This is a genomic window from Tardiphaga robiniae (assembly GCF_001618955.1).
Classification (GTDB): Bacteria; Pseudomonadota; Alphaproteobacteria; order Rhizobiales; family Xanthobacteraceae; genus Tardiphaga; species Tardiphaga robiniae_A.
Genome location: NZ_LVYV01000023.1, coordinates 381,617 through 403,654 on the forward strand (window position 1 = coordinate 381,617; position 22,038 = coordinate 403,654).

At 61.4% G+C, this 22,038-nt stretch carries 20 protein-coding genes; 11 read left to right on the plus strand and 9 right to left on the minus strand.

All coding sequences use genetic code 11. The annotated features are described in order from the left end of the window. The first annotated feature begins 216 nt into the window (after positions 1-216). From A4A58_RS19400 to A4A58_RS19415, 4 genes are read left to right on the plus strand one after another with little or no spacing between them, the layout of a single operon-like run. The gene (locus tag A4A58_RS19400; RefSeq protein WP_081421977.1) at positions 217-1,047 is read left to right on the plus strand and encodes an ABC transporter ATP-binding protein; all 831 of its coding nucleotides are present in this window, start codon (positions 217-219) and stop codon (positions 1,045-1,047) included. A gap of 13 nt (positions 1,048-1,060) precedes the next feature. Beyond that, positions 1,061-1,963, plus strand: a complete 903-nt coding sequence (locus A4A58_RS19405; RefSeq protein WP_068735061.1) for an ABC transporter permease — start codon at positions 1,061-1,063, stop codon at positions 1,961-1,963. Then, entirely contained in the window at positions 1,960-3,090 is a 1,131-nt protein-coding gene (locus A4A58_RS19410) for an ABC transporter permease (RefSeq protein ID WP_068735063.1), read from the plus strand. Before A4A58_RS19405 ends, A4A58_RS19410 begins: the two co-directional genes overlap by 4 nt. A gap of 31 nt (positions 3,091-3,121) precedes the next feature. Beyond that, complete coding sequence (locus A4A58_RS19415) at positions 3,122-4,102, plus strand: ABC transporter substrate-binding protein (protein WP_068735065.1); 981 nt, start codon at positions 3,122-3,124, stop codon at positions 4,100-4,102. A gap of 9 nt (positions 4,103-4,111) precedes the next feature. Here the strand turns inward: A4A58_RS19415 and A4A58_RS19420 are convergent, their stop codons facing one another. Then, positions 4,112-5,002 carry a LysR family transcriptional regulator gene (locus A4A58_RS19420; RefSeq protein WP_244499807.1) on the minus strand — a complete coding sequence of 297 codons (891 nt, stop codon included), beginning with the start codon at positions 5,000-5,002 and terminating at the stop codon, positions 4,112-4,114. A gap of 219 nt (positions 5,003-5,221) precedes the next feature. Here A4A58_RS19420 and A4A58_RS19425 point away from each other — a divergent pair, with 219 nt between their 5' ends. The 4 genes from A4A58_RS19425 (at position 5,222) to A4A58_RS19440 (ending at position 8,912) form a co-directional block, all read left to right on the plus strand. Beyond that, complete coding sequence (locus tag A4A58_RS19425) at positions 5,222-6,556, plus strand: acyclic terpene utilization AtuA family protein (RefSeq protein ID WP_068735406.1); 1,335 nt, start codon at positions 5,222-5,224, stop codon at positions 6,554-6,556. Between the two features lie 2 nt (positions 6,557-6,558). Then, positions 6,559-6,888: an AtuA-related protein gene (locus A4A58_RS19430; RefSeq protein ID WP_068735069.1), complete on the plus strand. Its 330-nt coding sequence runs from the start codon at positions 6,559-6,561 to the stop codon at positions 6,886-6,888. A gap of 62 nt (positions 6,889-6,950) precedes the next feature. Continuing rightward, positions 6,951-8,177, plus strand: coding sequence for an ABC transporter substrate-binding protein (locus tag A4A58_RS19435; protein ID WP_068735072.1), 1,227 nt, complete (start codon positions 6,951-6,953; stop codon positions 8,175-8,177). A 375-nt stretch (positions 8,178-8,552) separates the two neighbouring features. Continuing rightward, positions 8,553-8,912, plus strand: a complete 360-nt coding sequence (locus A4A58_RS19440; protein ID WP_139069885.1) for a hypothetical protein — start codon at positions 8,553-8,555, stop codon at positions 8,910-8,912. 21 nt (positions 8,913-8,933) lie between these two features. Here the strand turns inward: A4A58_RS19440 and A4A58_RS19445 are convergent, their stop codons facing one another. The 3 genes from A4A58_RS19445 to A4A58_RS19455 form a co-directional block, all read right to left on the minus strand. Continuing rightward, the gene (locus tag A4A58_RS19445; protein ID WP_068735076.1) at positions 8,934-9,413 is read right to left on the minus strand and encodes a phage holin family protein; all 480 of its coding nucleotides are present in this window, start codon (positions 9,411-9,413) and stop codon (positions 8,934-8,936) included. 92 nt (positions 9,414-9,505) lie between these two features. Continuing rightward, positions 9,506-9,877 carry a DUF883 family protein gene (locus A4A58_RS19450; protein WP_068735078.1) on the minus strand — a complete coding sequence of 124 codons (372 nt, stop codon included), beginning with the start codon at positions 9,875-9,877 and terminating at the stop codon, positions 9,506-9,508. 75 nt (positions 9,878-9,952) lie between these two features. Next, positions 9,953-11,062, minus strand: coding sequence for an AI-2E family transporter (locus A4A58_RS19455; RefSeq protein ID WP_086937096.1), 1,110 nt, complete (start codon positions 11,060-11,062; stop codon positions 9,953-9,955). A 232-nt stretch (positions 11,063-11,294) separates the two neighbouring features. Here A4A58_RS19455 and A4A58_RS19460 point away from each other — a divergent pair, with 232 nt between their 5' ends. Both A4A58_RS19460 and A4A58_RS19465 read left to right on the plus strand, forming a co-directional pair. Then, positions 11,295-12,086, plus strand: coding sequence for a L,D-transpeptidase (locus tag A4A58_RS19460; RefSeq protein WP_068735082.1), 792 nt, complete (start codon positions 11,295-11,297; stop codon positions 12,084-12,086). A gap of 39 nt (positions 12,087-12,125) precedes the next feature. Next, positions 12,126-12,758, plus strand: coding sequence for a DUF2865 domain-containing protein (locus A4A58_RS19465; protein ID WP_068735084.1), 633 nt, complete (start codon positions 12,126-12,128; stop codon positions 12,756-12,758). A gap of 24 nt (positions 12,759-12,782) precedes the next feature. Here the strand turns inward: A4A58_RS19465 and A4A58_RS19470 are convergent, their stop codons facing one another. Further along, entirely contained in the window at positions 12,783-14,876 is a 2,094-nt protein-coding gene (locus tag A4A58_RS19470; RefSeq protein ID WP_068735086.1) for a methyl-accepting chemotaxis protein, read from the minus strand. Positions 14,877-15,082: 206 nt separating this feature from the next. Then, a complete protein-coding gene (locus A4A58_RS19475) occupies positions 15,083-17,176 on the minus strand; it encodes a methyl-accepting chemotaxis protein (protein ID WP_068735088.1) in 2,094 nt (697 codons plus the stop codon). 459 nt (positions 17,177-17,635) lie between these two features. Here A4A58_RS19475 and A4A58_RS30090 point away from each other — a divergent pair, with 459 nt between their 5' ends. After that, positions 17,636-17,791, plus strand: a complete 156-nt coding sequence (locus A4A58_RS30090; protein ID WP_086937086.1) for a Thivi_2564 family membrane protein — start codon at positions 17,636-17,638, stop codon at positions 17,789-17,791. Positions 17,792-17,921: 130 nt separating this feature from the next. Here the strand turns inward: A4A58_RS30090 and A4A58_RS19480 are convergent, their stop codons facing one another. From A4A58_RS19480 to cysT, 3 genes are all read right to left on the minus strand, one after another. After that, the gene (locus tag A4A58_RS19480) at positions 17,922-20,081 is read right to left on the minus strand and encodes a malate synthase G (protein ID WP_068735089.1); all 2,160 of its coding nucleotides are present in this window, start codon (positions 20,079-20,081) and stop codon (positions 17,922-17,924) included. A 131-nt stretch (positions 20,082-20,212) separates the two neighbouring features. Beyond that, a complete protein-coding gene (cysW, locus tag A4A58_RS19485; protein WP_068735091.1) occupies positions 20,213-21,100 on the minus strand; it encodes a sulfate ABC transporter permease subunit CysW in 888 nt (295 codons plus the stop codon). Further along, complete coding sequence (cysT, locus tag A4A58_RS19490) at positions 21,100-21,927, minus strand: sulfate ABC transporter permease subunit CysT (protein ID WP_068735093.1); 828 nt, start codon at positions 21,925-21,927, stop codon at positions 21,100-21,102. The genes cysW and cysT overlap by 1 nt, the downstream gene beginning before the upstream one ends. Positions 21,928-22,038 lie beyond the last annotated feature (111 nt).

Below are 22,038 nucleotides of genomic sequence, written 5' to 3' on the forward strand. Positions count from 1 at the left end.
CGGCCGCTTTTGTTTGGACTATGCGGCGCGGCGGATGATAACTGCCCAATAACTCCGCTGTCCTTGCGCAAACTATCAGCGAGCGGCGGGAGGGGGCCGGCACTATTGTGTTGAAGCAGCGATCAATGCCGATATCATCCCCCGATAGGCGGCATATTGCCACGTCCCGCAGGGCTGTGGCCGGGCTGCGTGACCCTTCTGGTCGAACCGGTGCGCATGAACTCAACTGCCGACGCTGAACCTCACATCTATCAATCCAACGTGACGCGTCCCATCGCGGTCGATGTCAGTAAGGTATCGCTCACCTTCGATACGGCCGACGGCAAGGTCGAAGCCCTATCCAATGTCGATCTGCAAATCGGCGGCGGGGAGTTCGTCTCCTTCATCGGTCCCTCCGGCTGCGGCAAGACCACGCTGCTGCGTGTGATCGCGGACCTGCAGCAACCAAGCTCCGGCAGCGTCACTGTCAATGGCATGAGCGCCGAGCAGGCGCGGCTCGGGCGCAATTACGGCTATGTGTTTCAGGCGCCGGCGCTGTTTCCCTGGCGCAGCATCGAGGCCAATCTCAAGCTGCCGCTGGAGCTGATGGGCTTTTCGCCGACCGAACAAAAGCAGCGCGCCGCGCGCTACCTCGACCTCGTCAATCTCACCGGCTTCGAACGCAAGTTTCCCTGGCAGCTCTCCGGCGGCATGCAGCAGCGGGTTTCCATCGCGCGGGCGTTGTCGTTCGATCCCGAATTGCTGCTGATGGACGAGCCGTTCGGAGCACTGGACGAGATCGTCAGGGATCATCTCAACGAACAGTTGCTGCAATTGTGGGCCAAGACCCGCAAGACCGTGCTGTTCGTGACGCATTCGATTCCTGAAGCGGTGTTTCTCTCGAGCAGGATCGTGGTGATGTCACCGCGGCCGGGGCGCATCACCGATATTATCGACTACAATTTCCCGCGCGAGCGCACGCTGGAAATTCGCGAGACACCGGAATTCATGGCCATCGCGCAGCGCGTGCGCACGGGCCTGCGCGCCGGGCACTCCTATGACGAGTAGTACGGTGGATACGATGCCGGTCGCGCGCAAGGCACGGCGCACGCATCCGCTGGTCAAGCGCAGCGCGCCGGTGGTGACCATTGTCGCGGTGTTGATCATCATCTGGTACATCGGCGCCGTATTGATGAACCTGTCGCTGGTGCGCGGCGGTTTCGAGCGCGAGGAAGCGCCTTACACGACGATGGAATTGCTGGAAGGCACCATGAGCGCGGAGCGGCCGCTGCTGCCGGCGCCGCATCAGGTGGTCGGTGCTTTCATCGACGGCGTGTTCGGCTATGCGCCGACGGCGCCGCGTAGCCTCGTCTATCATTCCATGGTGACGCTGTCGGCGACGCTGCTCGGCTTCGCGCTCGGTGCGCTGCTCGGCATCGTGCTGGCGCTTGCCATCGTGCACAGCCGCGTGCTGGAGCGCAGCCTGATGCCGTGGATCATCTGCTCGCAGATGGTGCCCATATTGGCGCTGGCGCCGATCTTCATTGTGGTGCTCGGTGCCGTCGGCCTACAAGGCCTGCTGCCGAAATCGATCATCTCGGCCTATTTGAGTTTCTTCCCAATCACGATAGGCATGGTGAAGGGCTTTACCTCGCCCGATCCGATGCAGATGGATCTGATGCGGACATGGTCGGCGACGCCGCGGCAGGTGCTGTCGAAACTGCGCTGGCCCTCGGCGGTGCCGTATCTCTTTGCCAGCCTCAAGGTCGCCATCACCATTTCGCTGATCGGCGCCATCGTCGCGGAATTGCCGACCGGCGCGGAAGCCGGCATCGGCGCACGCTTGCTGGCCGGCTCCTATTACGGCCAGACGATCCAGATCTGGTCCGCGCTGGTGGCCGCCGCCGTGCTGGCGTCCGGCCTGATAGCGATTGTGAACTATGCCGAACGCAAGGTCGCGCAGCGGATGGGCGCGCGGTCATGAACCGGCGCCAGATCCGCCTCGGTTTCATCATGTCGGCGGTGTTCGTGCTGATCACACTGATGCTCCCACTGCCGCTCTCGGGCGTGCCTGTCGCGGCATTGATGGCGCGGCCGCCGACATTCCTGCTCACCGGCGTGATCGTCCTGGTGTTCGGCTTTGCCGCCGGCTTTCGCGGCCTCCCCGCCATCGTGATCGGGCTCATCGGCGCGGGCATCACCGCCGACATGACGCTGATGCTGCTCCGCGATCCCCTGATTGCCGGCGATGCCGCATCGGGCTTCTGGATGATGGTCGTCGGCGTCTGGCTGGCATCTTGGATCTGCGTCGTCGCGCTGGCCGGGCTGAAACCGCGCAACAGCGCATTTCGGAAGATCATCGATCTTGCCATCCCGCTGCTGTTCGGTGCGGCCGTGTTCTATCTCTGGGAGGTTGTGGTGCGCGGCGCCGGCGTGCCGCCGGTGCTGCTGCCGTCGCCGAGCGCGGCCGCTGCGAAATTCATGGCGTCGCTGCCGATATTGGGCGCAGATTTCGTGCAGACCTTCATCCGCGGCGTGCTGATCGGCTACGCCATCGGCTGCGGCGCCGGTTTGCTGGTCGCGATCCTCGCACATCGCTTCGAATTTCTCGGCCGCGGCCTGCTGCCGCTTGGTAATTTCTTCTCGGCGCTGCCGTTAGTCGGCGTCGCGCCCATCATGGTGATGTGGTTCGGCTTCGACTGGCCGTCGAAGGCTGCCGTGGTGGCGCTGGTGACGTTCTTCCCGATGCTGGTAAATGCGCTGGCCGGCCTGCAAGCCGCCGGCGACATCGAACGTGACCTGATGCGCTCCTACGGCGCGAGCTATGCCCAGACTCTGATCAAGTTGTATCTTCCCGCTGCTCTACCTTTCATCTTCAATGCACTGAAGATCAATGCCACACTGGCCCTGATCGGGGCGATCGTCGCGGAATTCTTCGGCACGCCGACGCAAGGCATAGGTTTTCGTATTTCGACGGAAGCCGGGCGCATGGCGCTGGACATGGTGTGGGCGGAGATCGCGCTCGCCGCGATTGCGGGAATGGCATTTTATGGACTTGTTGCGCTGGCCGAGCGCGCGACCACGTTTTGGCATCCATCCATACGAGCCTAAATCGGCAGGCTCGCGAATTCCGGAGTTGGGCATGAAGAAGATCATGGCACTTGGCGCGGCGATGACCCTGTCGCTCGGCTCTGCGCAGGCAGCGGACAAGGTCACCGTCCAGTTGAAGTGGGTCGCGCAGGCCCAGTTCGCCGGCTACTTCGTGGCCAAGGAGAAGGGCTTCTACAAGGAGGCCGGGCTTGACGTGACCATCAAGCCGGGCGGTCCCGACGTCGCCCCGCCGCAGGTGATCGCTGGCGGCGGTGCCGATGTGGTGGTGGATTGGATGCCCTCGGCGCTGGCTTCGCGCGAGAAGGGCGTGCCGCTGGTCAATATCTCGCAGACCTTCAAGAAGTCCGGACTCGAACTCACCTGCCGCGCCGAAACCGGCATCAAGAAGCCGACTGATCTGAAGGGCAAGGTTACCGGCGTCTGGTACGGGGGCAACGAATATCCGTTCCTCTCCTGGATGTCGAAGCTGGGCTACAAGACCGATGGCTCGCCGGCGGGCGTGAAGATCATCAAGCAGGGCTTCAATGTCGATCCGCTGCTGCAGAAGCAGGCCGATTGCGTGTCGACCATGGCCTATAACGAATACTGGCAGGTGATCGACGGCGGCTACAAGCCAAGCCAGCTCACCGTGTTTAAATATGAGGACGAAGGCGTCGCCACATTAGAGGACGGCCTTTGGGTGCTCGACAAGAACCTCAAGGATCCCGTCTTCGTCGCCAAGATGGCGAAGTTCGTGAAGGCGTCGATGAAGGGCTGGGACTATGCCAAGGCCAATCCCGACGAAGCGGTGAAGATCATCCTGGCTGGCGACTCCACGGGCGCCAAGACTGCTAAGGACCAGAAGCGCATGATGACCGAGGTCAGTAAGTTGCTCGGCGATGCCAATGGCAAGCTCGACGTCAAGGACTATGATCGCACCGTTGCAACGCTGATGTCTGGCGGTTCGGATCCCGTGATTACCAAGAAGCCGGAAGGTGCCTACAGCTTCGCAGTCTATGACGCGATGAAGTAATCACGGGTATCAGCGGCGCGCGAATAACGGCTGCGCGCCGATTGACTTGGCGAGGTGATCGCCAAAGGCCTCACTGATCGGCGGCAGCGTGCGGCCGGCTTTCTTGATGATGGTGATGGCCCGCGAGAAATCCGCGACGTCGATCTGCCGCGAGCGCAGGTCTGGCTCAGCGCCGATCTCGCGTGCGGAGCCTGGCAGGATGGTGATGCCCAGGCCGGCGCGGACCATGGCGATGGCCGTCATCATATAGGTCGCCTCGCAGGTCGGCTGCGCGATGTGTCCCGCGGTCAGGAAGGCGCTGTCGACGACCGCCCGGACGCTGGTCGCGGGATCCATCAGCACCAGCGGATATTTCATCAGATCGTCGATGGTGACCTTGCGGATGCCGCCAATCGGGTGCTTCGCCGGAAACACCACATGCATGCGGTCGCGCACTTCGAGCAGTACTTCCACGTCGTGGCCGGTAACGCTGCCGCCCATGATGCCGAGATCGACCTCTTCCGAGCGGACGAGATCGAGGACGCGGTTGGCAATCACGTCCTTCAGGACGAAGGACGTGCCGGGCTGTATTTCACGAAACGACTTGATGGCTTCAGGCAAGGCGCCTGCCGCGACCGAGGGGAGCGCCGCGATCCGGACGACGCCCCGGCGCTTGGCCGCGATGTCGCGGGTGTCCACGACCACGGCATCGAGATCGCGGATCATGCGCTGAAACACCGGCAGCAGTTCGCGGCCGACCCGCGTCAGTTCGACGGAGCGGGTGTTGCGATCGAACAGTTTCACCTCGAGGGTTTCTTCGAGGCGCCTGATCTGAACCGTCAGCGTCGGCTGCGCCAGATGCAGCAACTCCGCGGCGCGGGTAAAGCTGCCGGCCTGGGCGACGACAACGAATGACCTCATCTGCCGGAGATTTATATCCATAGGGAATTTCTATCAATGAGATTGAATTAATTCAATTGAATAGAGGAAGGCTTGCGGCTTCAATCTGCCGAAGCGACATGTCCGCGATCGCCTGCTCAGGTCGGGCCATATCCAACAAAACAGATCGGGAGATGACACGCAGCGATCGTGCCTTTCGCACATTCATCGCTCGCAGGTCTGATCCAGGGAGAATTGTTCGTGCGCACCATCAGGATCGGATCAGGTGCCGGTTATTCGGGTGACCGGATCGAACCGGCGATCGAACTCGCCGAAAGCGGCAACCTCGATTATCTCGTTTTCGAGTGTCTCGCCGAACGCACCATCGCGCTGGCCCAGCAGGACCGGTTGAAGGACCCGCAGGGCGGCTTCGATCCGCTGCTCGCCGACCGCATGAAGGCGGTGCTCCCAATCTGCAGAAAGAATGGCGTCAAGGTCATCACCAATATGGGCGCAGCGAATCCCGTCGCCGCAGCGCAGGCAACGCGTGACATCGCCAAGGCGCTTGGTCTGACCGGATTGAAAGTCGCGGCAGTGACTGGCGACGATGTGCTGGACCAGGCGCGAAACTCCGACGTCGCGCTGGACGAAGGAGGCTCCGTCAAGGCGCTCGGCAATCGCGTGATCTCGGCCAATGCCTACACCGGCGCAGCGCCCATCGCCGAAGCGCTGGCTGGTGGCGCAGATGTTGTGATTACCGGTCGCGCGGCCGATCCGGCGCTGTTTCTCGGACCGCTGGTGCATGAATTTGGCTGGGCGATGGATGACTGGGACCTGCTCGGCAAGGGCACCATGGTCGGCCATCTCTTGGAATGCGCAGGCCAGATCACCGGCGGCTATTTCGCCGATCCCGGCGTGAAGGATGTGCAGGGCCTCGCGCGGCTCGGCTTTCCCATCGGCGAGGTGCGTGAGGACGGCGATCTCGTTGTCACCAAGGTCGCAGGCTCGGGCGGCCAGATCACGCGCGCGACGGTGACCGAGCAGTTGCTCTACGAAATTCACGATCCGGTGCGCTACTTCCAGCCAGATGTGGTCGCTGACTTTTCGCAGGTGCGCGTCGAGGAAGTCGGCCCCGACCGCATCCATGTTACCGGTGGCACCGGCACGGCCAAGACGGGTCTGCTGAAGACATCAGTGGGCTATCTCGACAGCTATATCGGCGAGGGCGAGATTTCCTATGCTGGTGTCAATGCCGTCGCGCGCGGGCGTCTTGCGCTCGACATCGTGCGCGAGCGCCTCACGCTCACCGGCGTGAAGATGACGGAGAGCCGCTTCGATCTGATCGGCGTCAATGCGCTGCATGGTGACGCCCTGGCCGAAGGCCGCGATCCCTATGAAGTCCGCATCCGTGTCGCGGGGCGTACAGACTCGCTCGCGGAAGCGGTGAAGATCGGCAACGAGGTCGAAACGCTTTACACCAACGGGCCTGCCGGTGGCGGCGGGGCCTGGAAATCGGCGCGCGAAATCGTCGGGGTTGCCTCGGCCCTGTTGCCGGAGAGTGTCGTAGCTCCTCGCGTCACATTCATGGAGGCGTGACCATGAAACTCCATGAGATCGCGCATTCACGCAGCGGCGACAAGGGCGACACGTCCAACATTTCCGTCATCGCTCTCGATATGGGTGACTTCGCGTTTCTGGCCGAGCATGTGACTGCCGATTGCGTCGCGCAGCATTTCAGCAAGACCATCACGGGCGCCGTCACACGTTATGAATTGCCGACGCTCGGCGCGCTGAACTTCGTGCTGACGGGCGCGCTCGGCGGCGGTGTCGTGCGATCGCTCGCGCTGGATACGCACGGCAAATCATTGAGCTCTGCGCTGCTTGAATTCGAGCTGCCGGACAACGGAGCGTCATCCGGCTCACCATGATCTTCGTCACAATAGGACGACGATACTTTCATACCAAAAAACCAAAAACGGGAGGACTATTGATGAAGCGACGTACATTCCTGGCTGGCCTCGGTGCAACCGGTGTCAGCAGTGCCATTTTCTCACCGGCGATCGTTCGTGCCGCTGCGGATACTCCACTGAAGTTTGGTGTGCTGTCCGACATGACGGGTCTGTTCGCTGACAATGGCGGGCAGGGCTCGGTAGCGGCAGCGCAGCTCGCGATCGAGGAATGCGGCGGCAAGGTGCTCGGCAAGGCGATAGAGCTGATCCAGGCCGACCATCTCAACAAGCCCGATGTCGGCGGCAATATTGCGCGCCAGTGGTATGATCAGGAAGGCGTCGACGTCATTCTCGACGTGCCGGTGTCGTCTGTTTGCATCGCCGTGCAGACCTTCGCCAAGGACCGCAACAAGATGTTTATCACGTCCGCCGGCGGTTCGGCGGATCTCAGCGGCAAGTTCTGTTCGCCGAACTTCATTCAGTGGACCTACAATACTTACGCGCTGGCCAATGTCGCCGGCAAGGCGATGCTTCAGCGCGGTGGCGACACATGGTTCTTCGTTGTTGCGGACTATGCCTTTGGCCAGGCGCTTGAGCGTGACGTGACGGAAGTTGCCGTGAAGGGCGGCGGCAAGGCGCTTGGCCGTGCGCCGCATCCGATCAACACAGCGGATTTCTCCTCGCAGCTTCTGACGGCCAAGTCGTCGGGCGCCAAGGTCATCGCCATCGCCAATGCCGGCAGCGACACGCAGAACGCCATCAAGCAGGCAGAAGAGTTCGGTTTGATGGGCGGCGATCAGAAGATGATTGCGCTCTTGATCGACGTGAATGACATCCGAAGCGTCGGATTGAAGAGTGCGCAAGGCCTGCTGGTGACGTCCGGCTTCTACTGGAACATGGACGACCGCACGCGTGCATTCTCCAAGCGCTATGCTGCCAAGATGGGTAAGCCACCGAGCATGATGCAGGCCGGTGTCTATTCCTCGACGTTGAACTACATCAAGTCGGTGGAGGCCGCGAATACCAAGGATCCTGCCGCCGTGGTCAAGGATCTGCAGGGGCGTACCTTTGACGATGCCTTCCTGCGCAACGGCAAGCTGCGTCCGGACAATCTGATGGTCCACGACATGTATCTCGCTGAAGTCAAGAAGCCTTCCGAGGTCACCGATAGCTATGACGTGTTCAGGATCCTCGCCACGGTGAAGGGCGAAGACGCGTTCTCGCCGCTCTCGGCGAGTGCATGCCCAATGGTGATGAGCAAGAAGTAGGTCGAGCAGATAACTCTATGAACTGTGCGTCGCGGGCAGGGAAATACCTTTGCCCGCGATTCCTTCGAAGGGTGAGAGAGCCTTACCTATCCCGCAAAGAATGCGGGGTGCAGCTGGCATCACCACAGCTCCACCCCGCGTCGCCGGTCAATTGGGGCAGGGGACGACCGGCTTCCGGGAAGACGCGCGAGGGTGAAAAGCGTTCCCGCGGGCGTCAAATTATTTAACACACGGTTAAGTGATCGCCGTTCTTGAACCTAGAGCCTTGACGCACGTTCCTATTATGAGCGCCACGCAACGACGCGGCGCAGGGCAGGCGAGGCTCACATGTCAAAGGTATCCAGCTTGGTCTTGGGAATGGTCGCCGGAGCGACCATGTTCGGCGCCATTCAGTATGCTTCCGGCAATGATCTGCGGGGCACGCTGACCGAGTCAGACAAGGCTGCGTCCAGCGGTGTCAACCGGGCCGCCAAGGGTGACCGAGCATCACTAATTACCGCACCGAATGATCAGAGCCAGACTCTCTCGTTCCGCGTTCAGGGCCTGTCGGATACGTCCGTCCTTCTGCGGATGGGCGTTGCGCCCGTGGTGGCTCCAACCAAGAATGAAGCCGTCAATATCCGGCCTCTCCCCATGAATGCCAAACCGCAGCGTGCGGCGGTGGGCTGCGAACCGCCAGTGAGTGTGCTCAGCGAGATGGCAAAGATGCTGCAGCCGGGTCGTTGCGTGACCTGATCTTCACGCTGACAATTTCAATCAATCGTCGGCGACCTCATCGGGGTCGCCGGTTTCGTTCGTGTCATCATCTGTCGCAGCGCTGCTGCGATTGGCCATATAGCCGAGTGCGACGCCGGCCAGCGCTAGCAGCGGAATAACCTTCTTGAGGCCGAGCGTGCGCGCGATCTGGATGCCGGTCGCCACCAGCATCGGATCGATCAGCGGCGCATTCGCAGCAGCTCTGGCCGCTGCGCGCGCCGCGGCTGCTGCGCGCTCGCGGGCCTGCTTTTGCTTGGTCGCATAGACCTGAGCGAAGATCGCCGCGATGACCAAAAAGATGCCGGCGATGGTGAGGCAGGCCTCAATGACGCCGTAGCGCTGCATCACCGCGATGAAAGCCGCAACACACAGGAAGCACAGCGCCACGAAACCAGCAAAGCCCGCCAGTGCCATGAGCGATGTCATGCGCAGGCTGTTGCCTGTGCTGTTCTTCAGATCGTCGATGATACCCTTCAGCATGGAAGCCCCCGAACCCGAACTCTAAAATACAAAGAAAACTGACGGCACCCTCGGGCACCGCCAGTCATCACATCTCAATTCTGCGCATGTGCTCAGCGGCGCCAGGCCATCCCGATCAGCACGCCGAGGCCAAGCGCCAGGCCGACTGCAGCCAATGGGCGCTGGGTAATGCTGTCTTCCAGCGTTTCCTCCAGTGAATAGGCTGCGTCATGCGCAGCATCATAGGCCGCGCTGCCGCGCTCCCGCATGTCGGACATCATGTCTTCGGCGTCGGAACGGGCTTGCTTGACGCCGCGGCGGGCTTGTTTAGTAGCTTGGCCGGTAAAAGCATTAAGCGCGTCGGTGATCTGTTCGGTCAGGGCTGCAACATCGTTTTTCACGGCGGTGAGATCCTTCTGAAGGCGGCTATAGGTTGCTTTGTCGGTCAGTTTCTTGAGTTCATCCAGGCCATCGATATCCGCCATGCGAAGCTCTCCTGATACTGAAAATCCAATGCAGAAACGCCCGGTTAGACTGTAGGTTCCATCAGTAGAGCCGGATTAATCCGGCGGCAACTGCGGCGAATTGATCGGCATCAAATGCTCTTTCAGGATCAGCCCGACGATCAGGATCGGCGCCGCCAGGAAGCCGCCCATCGGGCCCCAGAGCCAGGTCCAGAACGCCAGCCCGATGAACACCGCCAGCGCGTTGAGTTGCAATTTGCGTCCAATGATCGTGGGCGTGATGAAGTGGCCTTCCATGAAGGTGAGGCCGACGAACAGCAGCGGCGCGATCATGCCTGCGGCAATCGTCTCCGACGAAATGATGCCGACCGCGACCAGGATGACGAACATGGCGACGGGGCCGATGATCGGGAAGAAGTTGAGCGTGGCTGCCAGCGCGCCGAGGCCGGCCGGGTTGGGCATGCCGGTGGCCGCGCAGATCACGCCGGTGGCAATGCCGACTCCGAAATTGATCATGGTGACCATCAGCAGATATTCGCCAAGGCTGGTCTCTATGGCATTGAGAATGCGCAGCGTCCGCAGTCGCCATTCGTGATCGGCGAAGTTCATCACCAGCGCGCGGCGCAGATCTTTCCAGCTTGCGATGAACAGCACCAGCGTGGCGAAGAATAGCAGGAATTCGGTGAAGGTTGGCGACAGGAATTCGACGGTTGGCTGCACCCAGTCGATCTTGGGCAATTCGAACTTTGTTGTCGCAAGCGTTTCGGCGCTGCCGAACATGCTCTGTATCTGGTGCCAGAGCGCCAGCGGTCGGTCGAAGACATGCAGCTTGTTCTTGAGCAGCGAACCTAGTTCGGGGAGGCGCGTCGTCCATTCCATCAGCGGGGATGAAATAAGCCCCACGATGAAGGCGAGTCCGGCGCAGACCAAGATAACGATCAGGACTGCCGAGATGGATCGCGGAATGCGGCGCTTTTCGAGAAAGCTCGCTGCGGGCGACAACATGGTGCCAATGATGAAGGCTGTCACGATTGGCAGGAAGAATGCCTTGGCGACGTAGAGCACCGCAACCACGGTGATCACCAGCAGCGACATCAACGCAAAGGCGACAACCTCGGCACGGCGGATCACCGGCGGCTGCTCGATCTTGCTCTCGGGCACCGGCGTGCCTGCAGGCTTTTCGGGGAGAGCGCGGACTTCACTCATGAGCTGTCCCGACATGCCGCCATTTGTTCGCGCAGATCGCGTTCGCGCGTCCGATCGCTGACATGCGATCGGGCACAACACGACCATACCGCAAAAGTTCCGTCGCGATTTCGTGATGGTTCCTTGGTTGACAAATCATTCGGTGAACGCTCGCGGGGAGGGAACCCCGAGGCTTCGGCGCAGTTGGTTGCGGTCATCACGACGATGACGCGTCGCCAAACGGGGCAGTCACATGTCACAGGCATCATCTGGAAACCGCAAGCTTTCGCTGTGTCTCACAAGCGCGCTCGTTGTTGCAGCCGCTCTGATCGTTGCTCCGCCGTTTATCTCCAGTGCATCGGCGCAGGTGATGAACTATGCACCGGCTGCGCAAAGCGCGTTTCCACCGGACGACGATGTGATGGCTGCACCGCGGGTGCGGGAGAACATGGATGTCGCTCTCCCGGAGCGCCTGCGCCGCGCTGAAGTCAGCTATATGACCCGCGAAGCGCCGGGCACAGTGATCATCGATACTGGCAATACCCAGCTTTATTATGTGCTCGGCAACAACCGCGCGATTCGCTACGGCGTCGGTGTTGGCCGCGAAGGATTCACCTGGTCCGGAACGCAGACTGTCACGCGCAAGGCGGAATGGCCGGATTGGCATCCGCCGCAGGAAATGATTGCGCGCCAGCCCTATCTGCCGCGCTTCATGGCTGGCGGCCCCGGCAACCCGCTCGGTGCCCGCGCGATGTATCTCGGCTCCAGCGCTTATCGCATCCATGGCACCAATGATCCGTCAACCATCGGCAAGTTCGTGTCGTCGGGTTGTATCCGCCTGACCAATGAAGATGTGCAGGACCTTTTCAGTCGCGTCAGCGTTGGGACCAGGGTTGTGGTGCTGCCGAAGTCGGTTGCCCCACACTATGAGGCGCGCACGGCTCCGGCGCCGCGCAGCGTCACATCGATCTCGGTTCGTCCTGCCGGCGTGCAGCAGGCTCCGGGCCGTCAGGCGATGAACCTTTCCGCGTCGTCGCTCTACTGAGAGTCGATCATTCTGTTTTGATGCCGCGTTGGAGGCCCCATGACCCGATTTCCAGGACAACGGATGGCCCTCGGCGCGGTGGCGGCGATTGTCATACTCGGTGCCGCCCCAGCGCAGGCGCAGGATTTCTTCTCGGCATTGTTCGGCGGGATAGCGCGTGGTCGTGGCCCGGATATCTCGCTGCCTTTCGTCAATGAAGGTCCGCCGGTGCAGGAGCTGCGCCCTCGTGCAGCAAGCGGCGGGCGTCAGGCTTTTTGTGTGCGCACGTGCGATGGACGTTACTTCCCGATATCAGCCACCGACAGTCAGAGCCGTGCGGCGTCGTGCAATAATTTCTGTCCGGCGAGCGATACCAAGGTTGTTTACGGCAGCAGTATCGACACGGCTGCGACCGAGAGCGGCAAGCCCTATTCCGAGCTGCCGAATGCATTCAAGTACCGCACCGAACTGGTGGCCGGTTGCACCTGTAACGGTAAGGACCAGATCGGTCTGGCGCCGGTGAAACTCGAGAACGATCCAACACTGCGCAAGGGTGATATCGTCGCCGGTGCCGATGGGCTGATGGTCACTGGCCGCGGCGCTGACAAGCGCGGCGCGTCGCTGCAGATGTCGCCAGTCTCGCCATCGGTGCAGGCGAAGTATGAGCGCATGCCGGTCGTGGCGCGGGAATAATCCGCGCCAAGTCATCGATTGCGCTTAAGCCGCGCGGATCTTGCCGAGGAAGTCCGTCACTTGAGTGCCGAGTTGGCGTGTCTGCGTCGCCAGCGTCTCTGATGCCACCTTCACATCCTCAGCGGCTGCACCTGCTGCGTCGGCATCGGCGCTGACGCCGCTGATGTTATCCGACACGTTGCGGGTGCCATCGGCCGCCTGCTGGGTGCTGCGGGTGATTTCCTGCGTCGCCGCGCCCTGTTCTTCGACCGCGGCCGCAATCGCGGTGGCGACTTCATTCACTTCGCCGATAATGCCGCCGATCGACTTGATGGCTTCGATGGCCTCATTGGCGACCTTCTGGATATCCGCGATCTGTTCGGAAATATCCTCGGTCGCCTTGGCCGTCTGGCTGGCCAGCGACTTCACTTCGGACGCAACGACCGCAAAGCCACGGCCGGCTTCGCCGGCGCGCGCTGCTTCGATGGTGGCATTGAGTGCCAGCAGATTGGTTTGCGAGGCGATGTCGTTGATGAGGCCGACGACTTCGCCGATCCGGTTCGCTGTCTGGGCGAGGCCCTGAACGGTATTGTCGGTCTGCTGTGCCTGGCTGACGGCGCGGCTGGCGATGCCGGCCGCATGCGATGCCTGGCGGCTGATGTCGTTTATCGAGGCACTCAGCTCCTCGGCCGCGGCGGCGACATTTTGCACATTCACTGAGGCTTCGCCGGAGGCGCGCGCAGCATCCTGCACGCGGGCATTGGTCTGGCTGGACACAGCGGCCATGCCGTCAGATGTCGTATTCATCTGGTCCGAGGCGCTGCCAAGGGCGCCCAGCGTGTCGCGCATCTGGATCTCGAACATGCCGATATACTGTTCGACGGCCTGCTGGCGCTGGCTGGCATTGGCATTGCGATGGCGTTCCTGCGCCTCGATCTCGGCTTTTTCCATCGCCTGCTTCTTGAAGGTCTCCAGCGCACCGGCCAGCCCGCCGATTTCATCCTGGCGATCGGCATAGCCGGCATCGACGGTGAGATCGCCACCCGCCACTTTCAGCATCGCGTCGCGGATGGTGAGCAGCGGCGTGGTGACACGGCGCGTGATGGTGACTATGGCGCCCACGGCCAGCAGGATTGCGGTACCCAGCAGCACCAGTTGCAAAATCAGCGAGCGTTGCGCGACGGACCATTGCGCGATGCTGTGGTTCTTGGCCTCGTCAAGTGCACGTTCCGCCACGACCACGGCCGTGCTCATCTTGTCGACGGTGAGCGGTGTCCAGGCCGTCGCCGGCATTTCGGGTTTCTCGCCGGTTGCGACAGCCTGAATCAGACGGTCGCGCAGCGCCAGATATTGTGGGTCGAAATAGGACGCCTTCGCTGCAGCGAGGGCCGAGACAAGACCCTGTGGCAATTCAGTACCCGACGATGCGATGTCCAGGGCATTCCATCCGGTCTCGATGCCGCCCGTCAGCTTCACATAGCTCCGCTGCAGCTCCGGCGAGATCTTGTTGACCGCGAGTGCGTTAGACACGATGACGGAGGCGTCACCCGATGTGTTGCGCATCAGCCAGGCCATCTGCTTGATCGACAGCAACTGATCGATCGCTGGATCGTTGTGGGTTACGGCGGCCGTGAGAGCGGAGGAGACTTTTTCGAGCATGGCCAGAACGGAATCGACATTGTCCTGGAATTCCTTGGCAAGGCCCGCACGGCGCGACGCCTTCGGCTTGCTCATCTGGTCCCAGGATTCGGTCTGCAACGCGATCAATGCCTGCATCAGCCGGTTAAACTCGGGCACCAGCGTCGCCTTGCCGGGGAAGTCGGCGGTGACCAGCAATTCTCCTGCCGCTTTCATTGCCGGCATTTCGGCGCCGCGGATACGGCGTAGATAGGCCTCAGTATCGGGCTGAATCACGATATCGGCGTTCAACGTGCGGAACGTCGTGGACCGGTCAGTACGCAGATTATGCATTGCCTTGAATACATGACCGGATGCCTCGGCGATCGTCGACATGCGTCCGGCGACGTTGAGGCGTCCATATGATTCCCACGCGCTGAGAACGAGGAATGTGACGACACAGACCGCCATGATGGCGATCACGGACTTGAGCAATGCGGAAACGGTCAATCGATGAAGCACAATGAATCCCCCCAAAAAATATTTCGGTATTTAAGGCTGCAATTGGTAAATATTCACGTTCATGCTCGTTCTGATAAAGTAATTTATAATATCGCCACTTAAGGTAGAAGATTGTCGTGCCCGGCGACGCTTCAACGAAAAAGCCCCGACGATGCCGGGGCTTTTTATACTGTCAGCGCTCGATGACGTGACTGATGAGGCGCTGCCTAGGCAGCCCGTATCTTGCCGAGGAAGTCCGTTACCTGTGCGCCAAGCTGGCGCGTCTGCGTGGCCAGCGTTTCCGAGGCTACCTTCACATCCTGCGCGGCAGCGCCAGCTGCGTCCGCATCGGCGCTGACGCCGGCGATGTTGTCCGACACATTGCGGGTACCATCGGCAGCCTGCTGCGTGCTCCGGGTGATCTCTTGTGTCGCGGCGCCCTGTTCTTCGACGGCCGCAGCGATGGCAGTTGCTACTTCATTGACTTCGCCGATGATGCCGCCGATCGATTTGATCGCCTCGATCGCCTCATTGGCGACCTTCTGGATATCTGCGATCTGCTCGGAAATATCGTCGGTTGCCTTGGCGGTCTGGCTGGCCAGCGACTTCACTTCCGATGCGACGACCGCAAAGCCACGTCCGGCCTCGCCAGCGCGCGCGGCTTCGATAGTGGCGTTGAGCGCCAGCAGGTTGGTCTGCGAGGCGATATCGTTGATCAACCCGACCACCTCGCCGATCCGGTTGGCGGTCTTGGCGAGGCCTTGGACGGTGCCGTCGGTTTCCTGCGCCTGATTGACGGCGCGACTGGCGATACCCGCGGCATGCGCAGCCTGCCGGCTGATGTCGTTGATCGACGAGCTCAGCTGTTCGGCGGCGGAGGCGACATTCTGCACGTTCAGGGAGGCTTCGCCCGAGGCTTTTGCTGCGACCTGCACGCGGGCATTGGTCTGGCTGGATACGACCGCCATGCCATCCGATGTGCTGTTCATCTGATCGGACGCGCTGCCGAGCGCGTTGAGCGCATCGCGCATCTGGACCTCGAAGGTCCCGATGTGCTGTTCGATGGCCTGCTGCCGCTGGGTCGCGTCGGCGTTGCGGTTGCGCTCCTGTTGTTCGATCTGTGCTTTCTCCTTGGCTTGTTGCTTGAAGGTCTCCAGAGCGCCGGCGAGCGCGCCGATTTCGTCCTTCCGTTCGGAATAGCCGGCATCGACGACGAGATCGCCTGCGGCGACTTTCAGCATCGCATCGCGAATGGTGTGCAGCGGGGTAATGACGCGGCGGGTGACGGCAACCATGCTGCCGAACGCCACGCCGAGCGCGGCAGCGAGCAGCGCCAGTTGCAGGATCAACGCGTGCTGCGCGGCAGTCCACTGCGTCAAGGTGTGGCTTTTTGCTTCATTTAGCGCTCGTTCGGCGACTGTAACCGCACTGGCCATGCGATCAACGGTGATTGGAGTCCATTCGCTCGCGGTGATTTCGGGTTTTTCGCCGCTCACCAGCGCATTCATGACACGGTCACGAAGAGCCATATACTGCGGGTCGAAATAAGCCACCTTCGCAGCAGCCATGGTTGCAGCCAGGTTGGGCGGCAGCTGCATTCCAGACGCAGACAATTCCAGCGCATTCCAGGCGGCGTCGATGCCGCCAACAAACTTGGTGTAGGCGAGCTTATTCTCAGGTGTGGCGCGCCCGACAGCAAGGCCGTTCGCGACGAGGAGGGATCCTTCGCCGGCGGTGTTGCGCAACAGCCAAGCTGCCTGTTTGATCGACAGTAATTGATCGATCATGGGATCGTTGTGGTTCACCGCGGCGGCGAGCTGGGCCGACACTTTCTCCAGTGTTTCAAGCAGCGCCTGCGTGGTCTCCATATACTCCTTGCCGAGGGCTGCACGGCGCGACGCCTTCGGCTTGCTCATCGCGTCCCAGGATTCGGTTTGCAGAGCGGTCAGCTTGTTGACCAGCTGGACCAGCGTCGGGTGCAGCGTCTTTTGATCGGCGAATTCGATGGTGGCAATGAGGTCAGCCGCTGCTCGCATCGCTGGCATCTCGGAATCGCGAATGGAGCGGAGATATTTTTCTCCGTCCGGCTGAATGACTGTCTCGTTGTTCAGGTTCCGGTTCGTCGATGCACGGTCGGTGCGCAGATTATGCATCGCCTTGAAGGCATTCGCGGAGGCGTCCGCAATTCCCGAAATGCGGCTGGCTGAACGTAGCCGCCCGTAGGAGTCCCAGGCTGTCGTTGCCAGAACGGCGACCACACAGAGCGCCATGACCACGATGACAGATTGAAGCAATGCGGAAACGGTCAATCGATTGAACATCGTGAATCCCCCAAATATTTGATTTAGTAAGGCTTCAAATGGTAAATATTTCCGATTGCACCCGTATCGTGAAGCAGGCTTGAATACGGCTACTTTAGGTAGTTGGTGCGTAAGCGTTCTTAAGGCACGGCAAAGGACGAGGCCCGGCGATTGACCGGAGCTTTTTCATCTGCCGTTCTCCGCGCGGTTTCGGGCGCCCTGCTCAGGGTCCGGATTTTACGGGACCATCGATGACCTGAGAGCCCAGCTTGGGTGCCTGGTTCGGTGAGGTAAATACTTACTTCTGCCTTCGGGGGGCACGGAATTCTTCCAAAATACATCTCTTCGTACCGGCTCCGCCGGGTTCTTTTGTTCCGATCCGGGAACCCAATGCTCTCGCCCACGTTGGATTATTGTTGAGCAGCTGTGGCGATGGCCGGGGCTGCTATTCATTTCCATTGAGTCTGGGGGGATACGCACATGCTCGTCGGCGTCTTGATCACTTTTCTCGTCGTTATTCTCATTCTGTACTTGATCAATCTGTTGCCGATCGACGGCCGCGCGAAGCAGATTTGCCGCGTCGTCGTGATCATTCTCGGTGTGATCTCGCTGCTGAAATACATCGCGGTTTTCTAGCGAGATGAACTAACAAAAAAGCCCCGGCGGTTTGCCGGGGCTTTTTTTGCTTGCAGCCGATGCGATCGACATTGTCTCATTCGTCATGGCCGGGCCTGTCCCGGCCATGACGACAGAGACAGAGAGTGTGTCAAGCCAGCGCCTTCGCCTCGCGGCGGCGCGCGGTGAGGATGTACTCAGTGTAGCCGTTCGGCTGTGTGCGTCCCTCGAAGATCAGATCGCAGGCAGCCTTGAAGGCGACGCCGTCGAACGAGGGCGCCATGTTCTGATACAGCGCGTCGCCCTTGTTCTGCCCGTCCACGACCACGGCCATGCGCTTCAGCGATTCCATCACCTGATCCCTGGTAATGACGCCCTGATGCAGCCAGTTGGCGAGATGTTGCGCGGAGATGCGCAGCGTGGCGCGGTCTTCCATCAGGCCGACGCCGTGAATGTCCGGCACCTTGGAGCAGCCGACGCCCTGGTCGATCCAGCGCACGACATAGCCGAGGATGCCCTGGCAGTTGTTGTCGATCTCCTGCTTCACATCGTCCGGCGCCCAGTTCGACTGCGATACTGGAATGGTGAGGATGTCGGTGAGCTTGCCGCGCGGGCCGCCCTTGGCGAGATCCTTCTGGCGCGTGGCGACATCGATCTGATGATAGTGCAAAGCGTGCAGCGTCGCGGCGGTCGGCGAGGGCACCCATGCGGTGGTGGCGCCGGCCTGCGGATGGCCGAGCTTCTGCGTGAGCATGTCCGCCATCTTGTCGGGCGCGGCCCACATGCCCTTGCCGATCTGGGCATGGCCCGGCAACCCGTCGATCAAGCCGACATCGACGTTCCACTCTTCATAGGCCTTGATCCACGGCGTCGCCTTCATGTCGTTCTTGCGGATCATCGGACCCGCTTCCATCGACGTGTGGATTTCGTCGCCGGTGCGGTCGAGGAAGCCCGTGTTGATGAACATGATGCGCTTCGATGCATTCTGGATGCAGGCCTTGAGGTTCACCGTGGTGCGGCGTTCCTCATCCATGATACCGATCTTCATGGTGTTCTCAGGCAGCGACAGCAGCTTTTCGACGCGCGCGAAGATCTCGCAAGTCAGCGCCACTTCGTCGGGACCGTGCATCTTCGGCTTCACGATATAGACCGAGCCGGTACGGCTGTTGCGGATCGGACCCTTGCTCTTGAGATCGTGGATTGCGATCAGGCCGGCAACGGCGGCATCGAGCAGGCCTTCCGGAATTTCCTCGCCGGCGCTGTCGAGCACCGCATCCGTAAACATGTGATGGCCGACATTGCGCATCAGCATCAGGCTGCGGCCATGCAGCGTCAGGCTCTGGCCGTCGATGGTCTTGTAGACGCGGTCTTCGTTGAGCGCACGCTTCAGCGTCTTGCCGCCCTTTTCGAAATCGGCCGACAGCGTGCCGTTCATGAGGCCGAGCGTATTGCGATACACCAGCACCTTGTCGTCGGCGTCCACGGTGGCGACGCTGTCTTCCATGTCGAGAATGGTCGAGACGGCCGACTCCATGATCATGTCGGCAACACCAGCGGAGTCGTCCTTGCCAATGGTGTTGGTTCGATCGATCTTCACTTCGATATGCAGGCCGTTATTGACCAGCAGGATCGAGGTCGGGGTGGCGAGCTCGCCGAGATAGCCAGCGAGCTGGGATTCGTTCTTCAGCGCGGTGAGGTTGCCGCTCTTGAGCTTGGCCGAGAGCTGGCCCGCAATGATGCTGTAGGCCGTGACATCGGTGTGGCTGCCGGTGGCGAGCGGCGCGGCCTGATCGAGGAAGGCTTTTGCCTTGGCGATGACTTTGTCGCCGCGCGCCTTGTTGTAGCCCTTGCCGCCCTCGGACGGATCGTGCGGGATCGCATCGGTGCCGTAGAAGGCATCGTAGAGGCTGCCCCAGCGCGCATTTGCGGCATTCAGCGCGTAGCGCGCATTGGTCAGCGGCACCACGAGCTGCGGGCCGCAGATCTGGCCGATCTCGATATCGATATTGGCAGTCTCGACCTGCTTGGTCGCGGGCTCCGGGAGGAGGTAGCCGATTTCCTTGAGGAACGCCGTATAGGCGTTCATGTCGAAGGCGCCCTTGTTGGCCAGATGCCAGGCATCGATCTTGGCCTGCAGCGTATCGCGCACCTTGAGCAGTTCGCGGTTCTTCGGGCCCAGGTCCTTGATGAGAGCGGCGACGCCGGCCCAGAACGCATCCGGCTGGATGCCGGTCCCGGGGGCGGCTTCCTTGGCGATGAAGTCGAACAGGACGGGGGCGATCTGCAGTCCGTGGGCGTCGATGCGTTTCATGGTGTCTTTCTCGCGAGAAGCGGCAATTCTGCTCTAATTTCAGGGAGTATAAGCATAAACGGCGCCAAACCGGGGCGCCCATGGGACCTTTTAACGCCAAACGCTACCCGGTGAGAAGTCCCCTAAAGGGATCAGTGGCCGGGCGGCCGAGCCGGGGCCTGCGCGTGATCTGGCGAGATCCGCTCCAGCACCACCTTGATCACGATGGTGAGCAGTGCCACGGCCGTCAGCACCGTCGCCGCGGCGAAGGCGCCTGCGACATTGTAGTCCTGATACAGAAGTTCGATCTGCAACGGCAACGTCGTGGTCTGGCCGCGGATGTTGCCGGAGACGACGGAGACGGCACCAAATTCGCCCATCACGCGGGCATTGCACAGGATCGCGCCATAGAGCACGGCCCAGCGCACGTTCGGCAGCGTGACCCGCATGAAGGTCGCAAAGCCGGAAGCGCCGAGTGTGACGGCGGCCTCTTCCTCATCCGTGCCCTGCACCTGCATGAGCGGGATCAACTCACGCGCCACGAAGGGCGCGGTCACGAACATGCTGGCGAGCACGATCGCCGGCAGTGCGAACATCACCTTGATGCCCATGGCTTCGATCAGCGGGCCGAACAAGCCCTGCGAGCCATAGACGAAGATATAGGCGACGCCGGCGACGATCGGCGAGATCGAGTAGGGCAGCTCGATCAGCGAGATCAGTAGCGTGCGGCCTGGGAAGACGAACTTGGTCACCGTCCACGCCGCGGCGAGGCCGAACACGATGTTGATCGGCACAGCGATCAGCGCAGTGGTCACTGTCAACAGAATGGCATGCTGCGTGCCGGGCTCGGTGAGGCTGTTGAAAAACGTGCCGATGCCCTGCGACAGCGCTGAACTGAAGATCAAAGCCAGCGGTGCGATCAGGAACAGCAATGTGAGGATCGCGACGATGCCAAGTACCACGCGGCGCGTCACCGGGCCGGCACCGACGGGCGTCACCATCCATTCGGTATGGGCGCGTTCTGACGTCGGGCGCGGCATCACACGTCTCCCCGGCCGAGATAACGCAGGTTCCAGGCCTGCACCGCGTTGGTGACAATCAGCATGGCGAAAGCCATCGCCAGCATCACCACGGCAATCGCGGCGGCAGCCTGGTAGTTGTATTCCTCGAGCCGAATATAGGTCAGCAGGGCAACGATCTCGGTCTTCATCGGCTGGTTGCCGGCGATGAAAATTACCGCGCCGAACTCGCCGAGGCTGCGCGCGAAGGACAGCGAGCAGCCGGCGAGGAACGCCGGAAAGATCGCCGGGAAGATTACGCGCCAGAGAATCTGCAGATCATTGGCGCCGAGCGAGCGGCCGGCTTCTTCGACATCGGAGCCGAGGTCTTCGATCACGGGCTGCACCGTGCGCACCACGAAGGGAATGCTGGTAAAGGCCATCGCGATGGCGATGCCGAGCGGTGCGTAGGCGACCTGGATGCCAAGTGCATCGAGCGGTACGCCGAACCAGCCTTTCTTGGAAAACAGCGCCGTCAGCGCGAGGCCGGCCACGGCGGTCGGCAGCGCGAAGGGCACGTCGACCAGCGCGTCGAGAATGCGCTTGCCGGGAAATTGATAGCGCGCCAGCACCCAGGCGAGCAGCAGGCCGTAGATGGCGTTGAATGCGGTGGCCGCCAGCGCCATCGTCACAGTGACGCGGATGGCCGACAGTGTGCGCGGCGACGACAGGATGCCCCACAATTGCGCAAGCCCGACGTCCGAGGCTTTCAGGATCAGAGCGCAGAGCGGCAACAGCACGATTGCTCCGAGATAAAAGAGCGTAATGCCGAGCGAGAGCCCGAAACCTGGAATGACGCTACGTCGCAAGGGAAGGTCCGTGTGTGAAGCCGTTGGGGCTTCTCTTAGACGATTTGCGCGGAAAGGAAACGCCGGCCTCTCGCTCCCTCGCCCCGCTTTTGTGGGGAGAGGGCGGGGGAG

What these genes read in the sequence shown, in the direction of transcription:
- A4A58_RS19455 (WP_086937096.1), bottom strand. Translation starts at nt 11,062, where the DNA reads ATGAGTGAAGTCCGCGCTCTCCCCGAAAAGCCTGCAGGCACGCCGGTG.
- A4A58_RS19420 (WP_244499807.1), bottom strand. Translation starts at nt 5,002, where the DNA reads ATGAGGTCATTCGTTGTCGTCGCCCAGGCCGGCAGCTTTACCCGCGCC.
- A4A58_RS19405 (WP_068735061.1), top strand. Translation starts at nt 1,061, where the DNA reads ATGCCGGTCGCGCGCAAGGCACGGCGCACGCATCCGCTGGTCAAGCGC.
- A4A58_RS19480 (WP_068735089.1), bottom strand. Translation starts at nt 20,081, where the DNA reads ATGAAACGCATCGACGCCCACGGACTGCAGATCGCCCCCGTCCTGTTC.
- A4A58_RS19460 (WP_068735082.1), top strand. Translation starts at nt 11,295, where the DNA reads ATGTCACAGGCATCATCTGGAAACCGCAAGCTTTCGCTGTGTCTCACA.
- A4A58_RS19400 (WP_081421977.1), top strand. Translation starts at nt 217, where the DNA reads ATGAACTCAACTGCCGACGCTGAACCTCACATCTATCAATCCAACGTG.
- A4A58_RS19475 (WP_068735088.1), bottom strand. Translation starts at nt 17,176, where the DNA reads ATGTTCAATCGATTGACCGTTTCCGCATTGCTTCAATCTGTCATCGTG.
- A4A58_RS19415 (WP_068735065.1), top strand. Translation starts at nt 3,122, where the DNA reads ATGAAGAAGATCATGGCACTTGGCGCGGCGATGACCCTGTCGCTCGGC.
- A4A58_RS30090 (WP_086937086.1), top strand. Translation starts at nt 17,636, where the DNA reads ATGCTCGTCGGCGTCTTGATCACTTTTCTCGTCGTTATTCTCATTCTG.
- A4A58_RS19465 (WP_068735084.1), top strand. Translation starts at nt 12,126, where the DNA reads ATGACCCGATTTCCAGGACAACGGATGGCCCTCGGCGCGGTGGCGGCG.
- A4A58_RS19435 (WP_068735072.1), top strand. Translation starts at nt 6,951, where the DNA reads ATGAAGCGACGTACATTCCTGGCTGGCCTCGGTGCAACCGGTGTCAGC.
- A4A58_RS19430 (WP_068735069.1), top strand. Translation starts at nt 6,559, where the DNA reads ATGAAACTCCATGAGATCGCGCATTCACGCAGCGGCGACAAGGGCGAC.
- cysW (WP_068735091.1), bottom strand. Translation starts at nt 21,100, where the DNA reads ATGCCGCGCCCGACGTCAGAACGCGCCCATACCGAATGGATGGTGACG.
- A4A58_RS19440 (WP_139069885.1), top strand. Translation starts at nt 8,553, where the DNA reads ATGTTCGGCGCCATTCAGTATGCTTCCGGCAATGATCTGCGGGGCACG.
- A4A58_RS19410 (WP_068735063.1), top strand. Translation starts at nt 1,960, where the DNA reads ATGAACCGGCGCCAGATCCGCCTCGGTTTCATCATGTCGGCGGTGTTC.
- A4A58_RS19450 (WP_068735078.1), bottom strand. Translation starts at nt 9,877, where the DNA reads ATGGCGGATATCGATGGCCTGGATGAACTCAAGAAACTGACCGACAAA.
- A4A58_RS19445 (WP_068735076.1), bottom strand. Translation starts at nt 9,413, where the DNA reads ATGCTGAAGGGTATCATCGACGATCTGAAGAACAGCACAGGCAACAGC.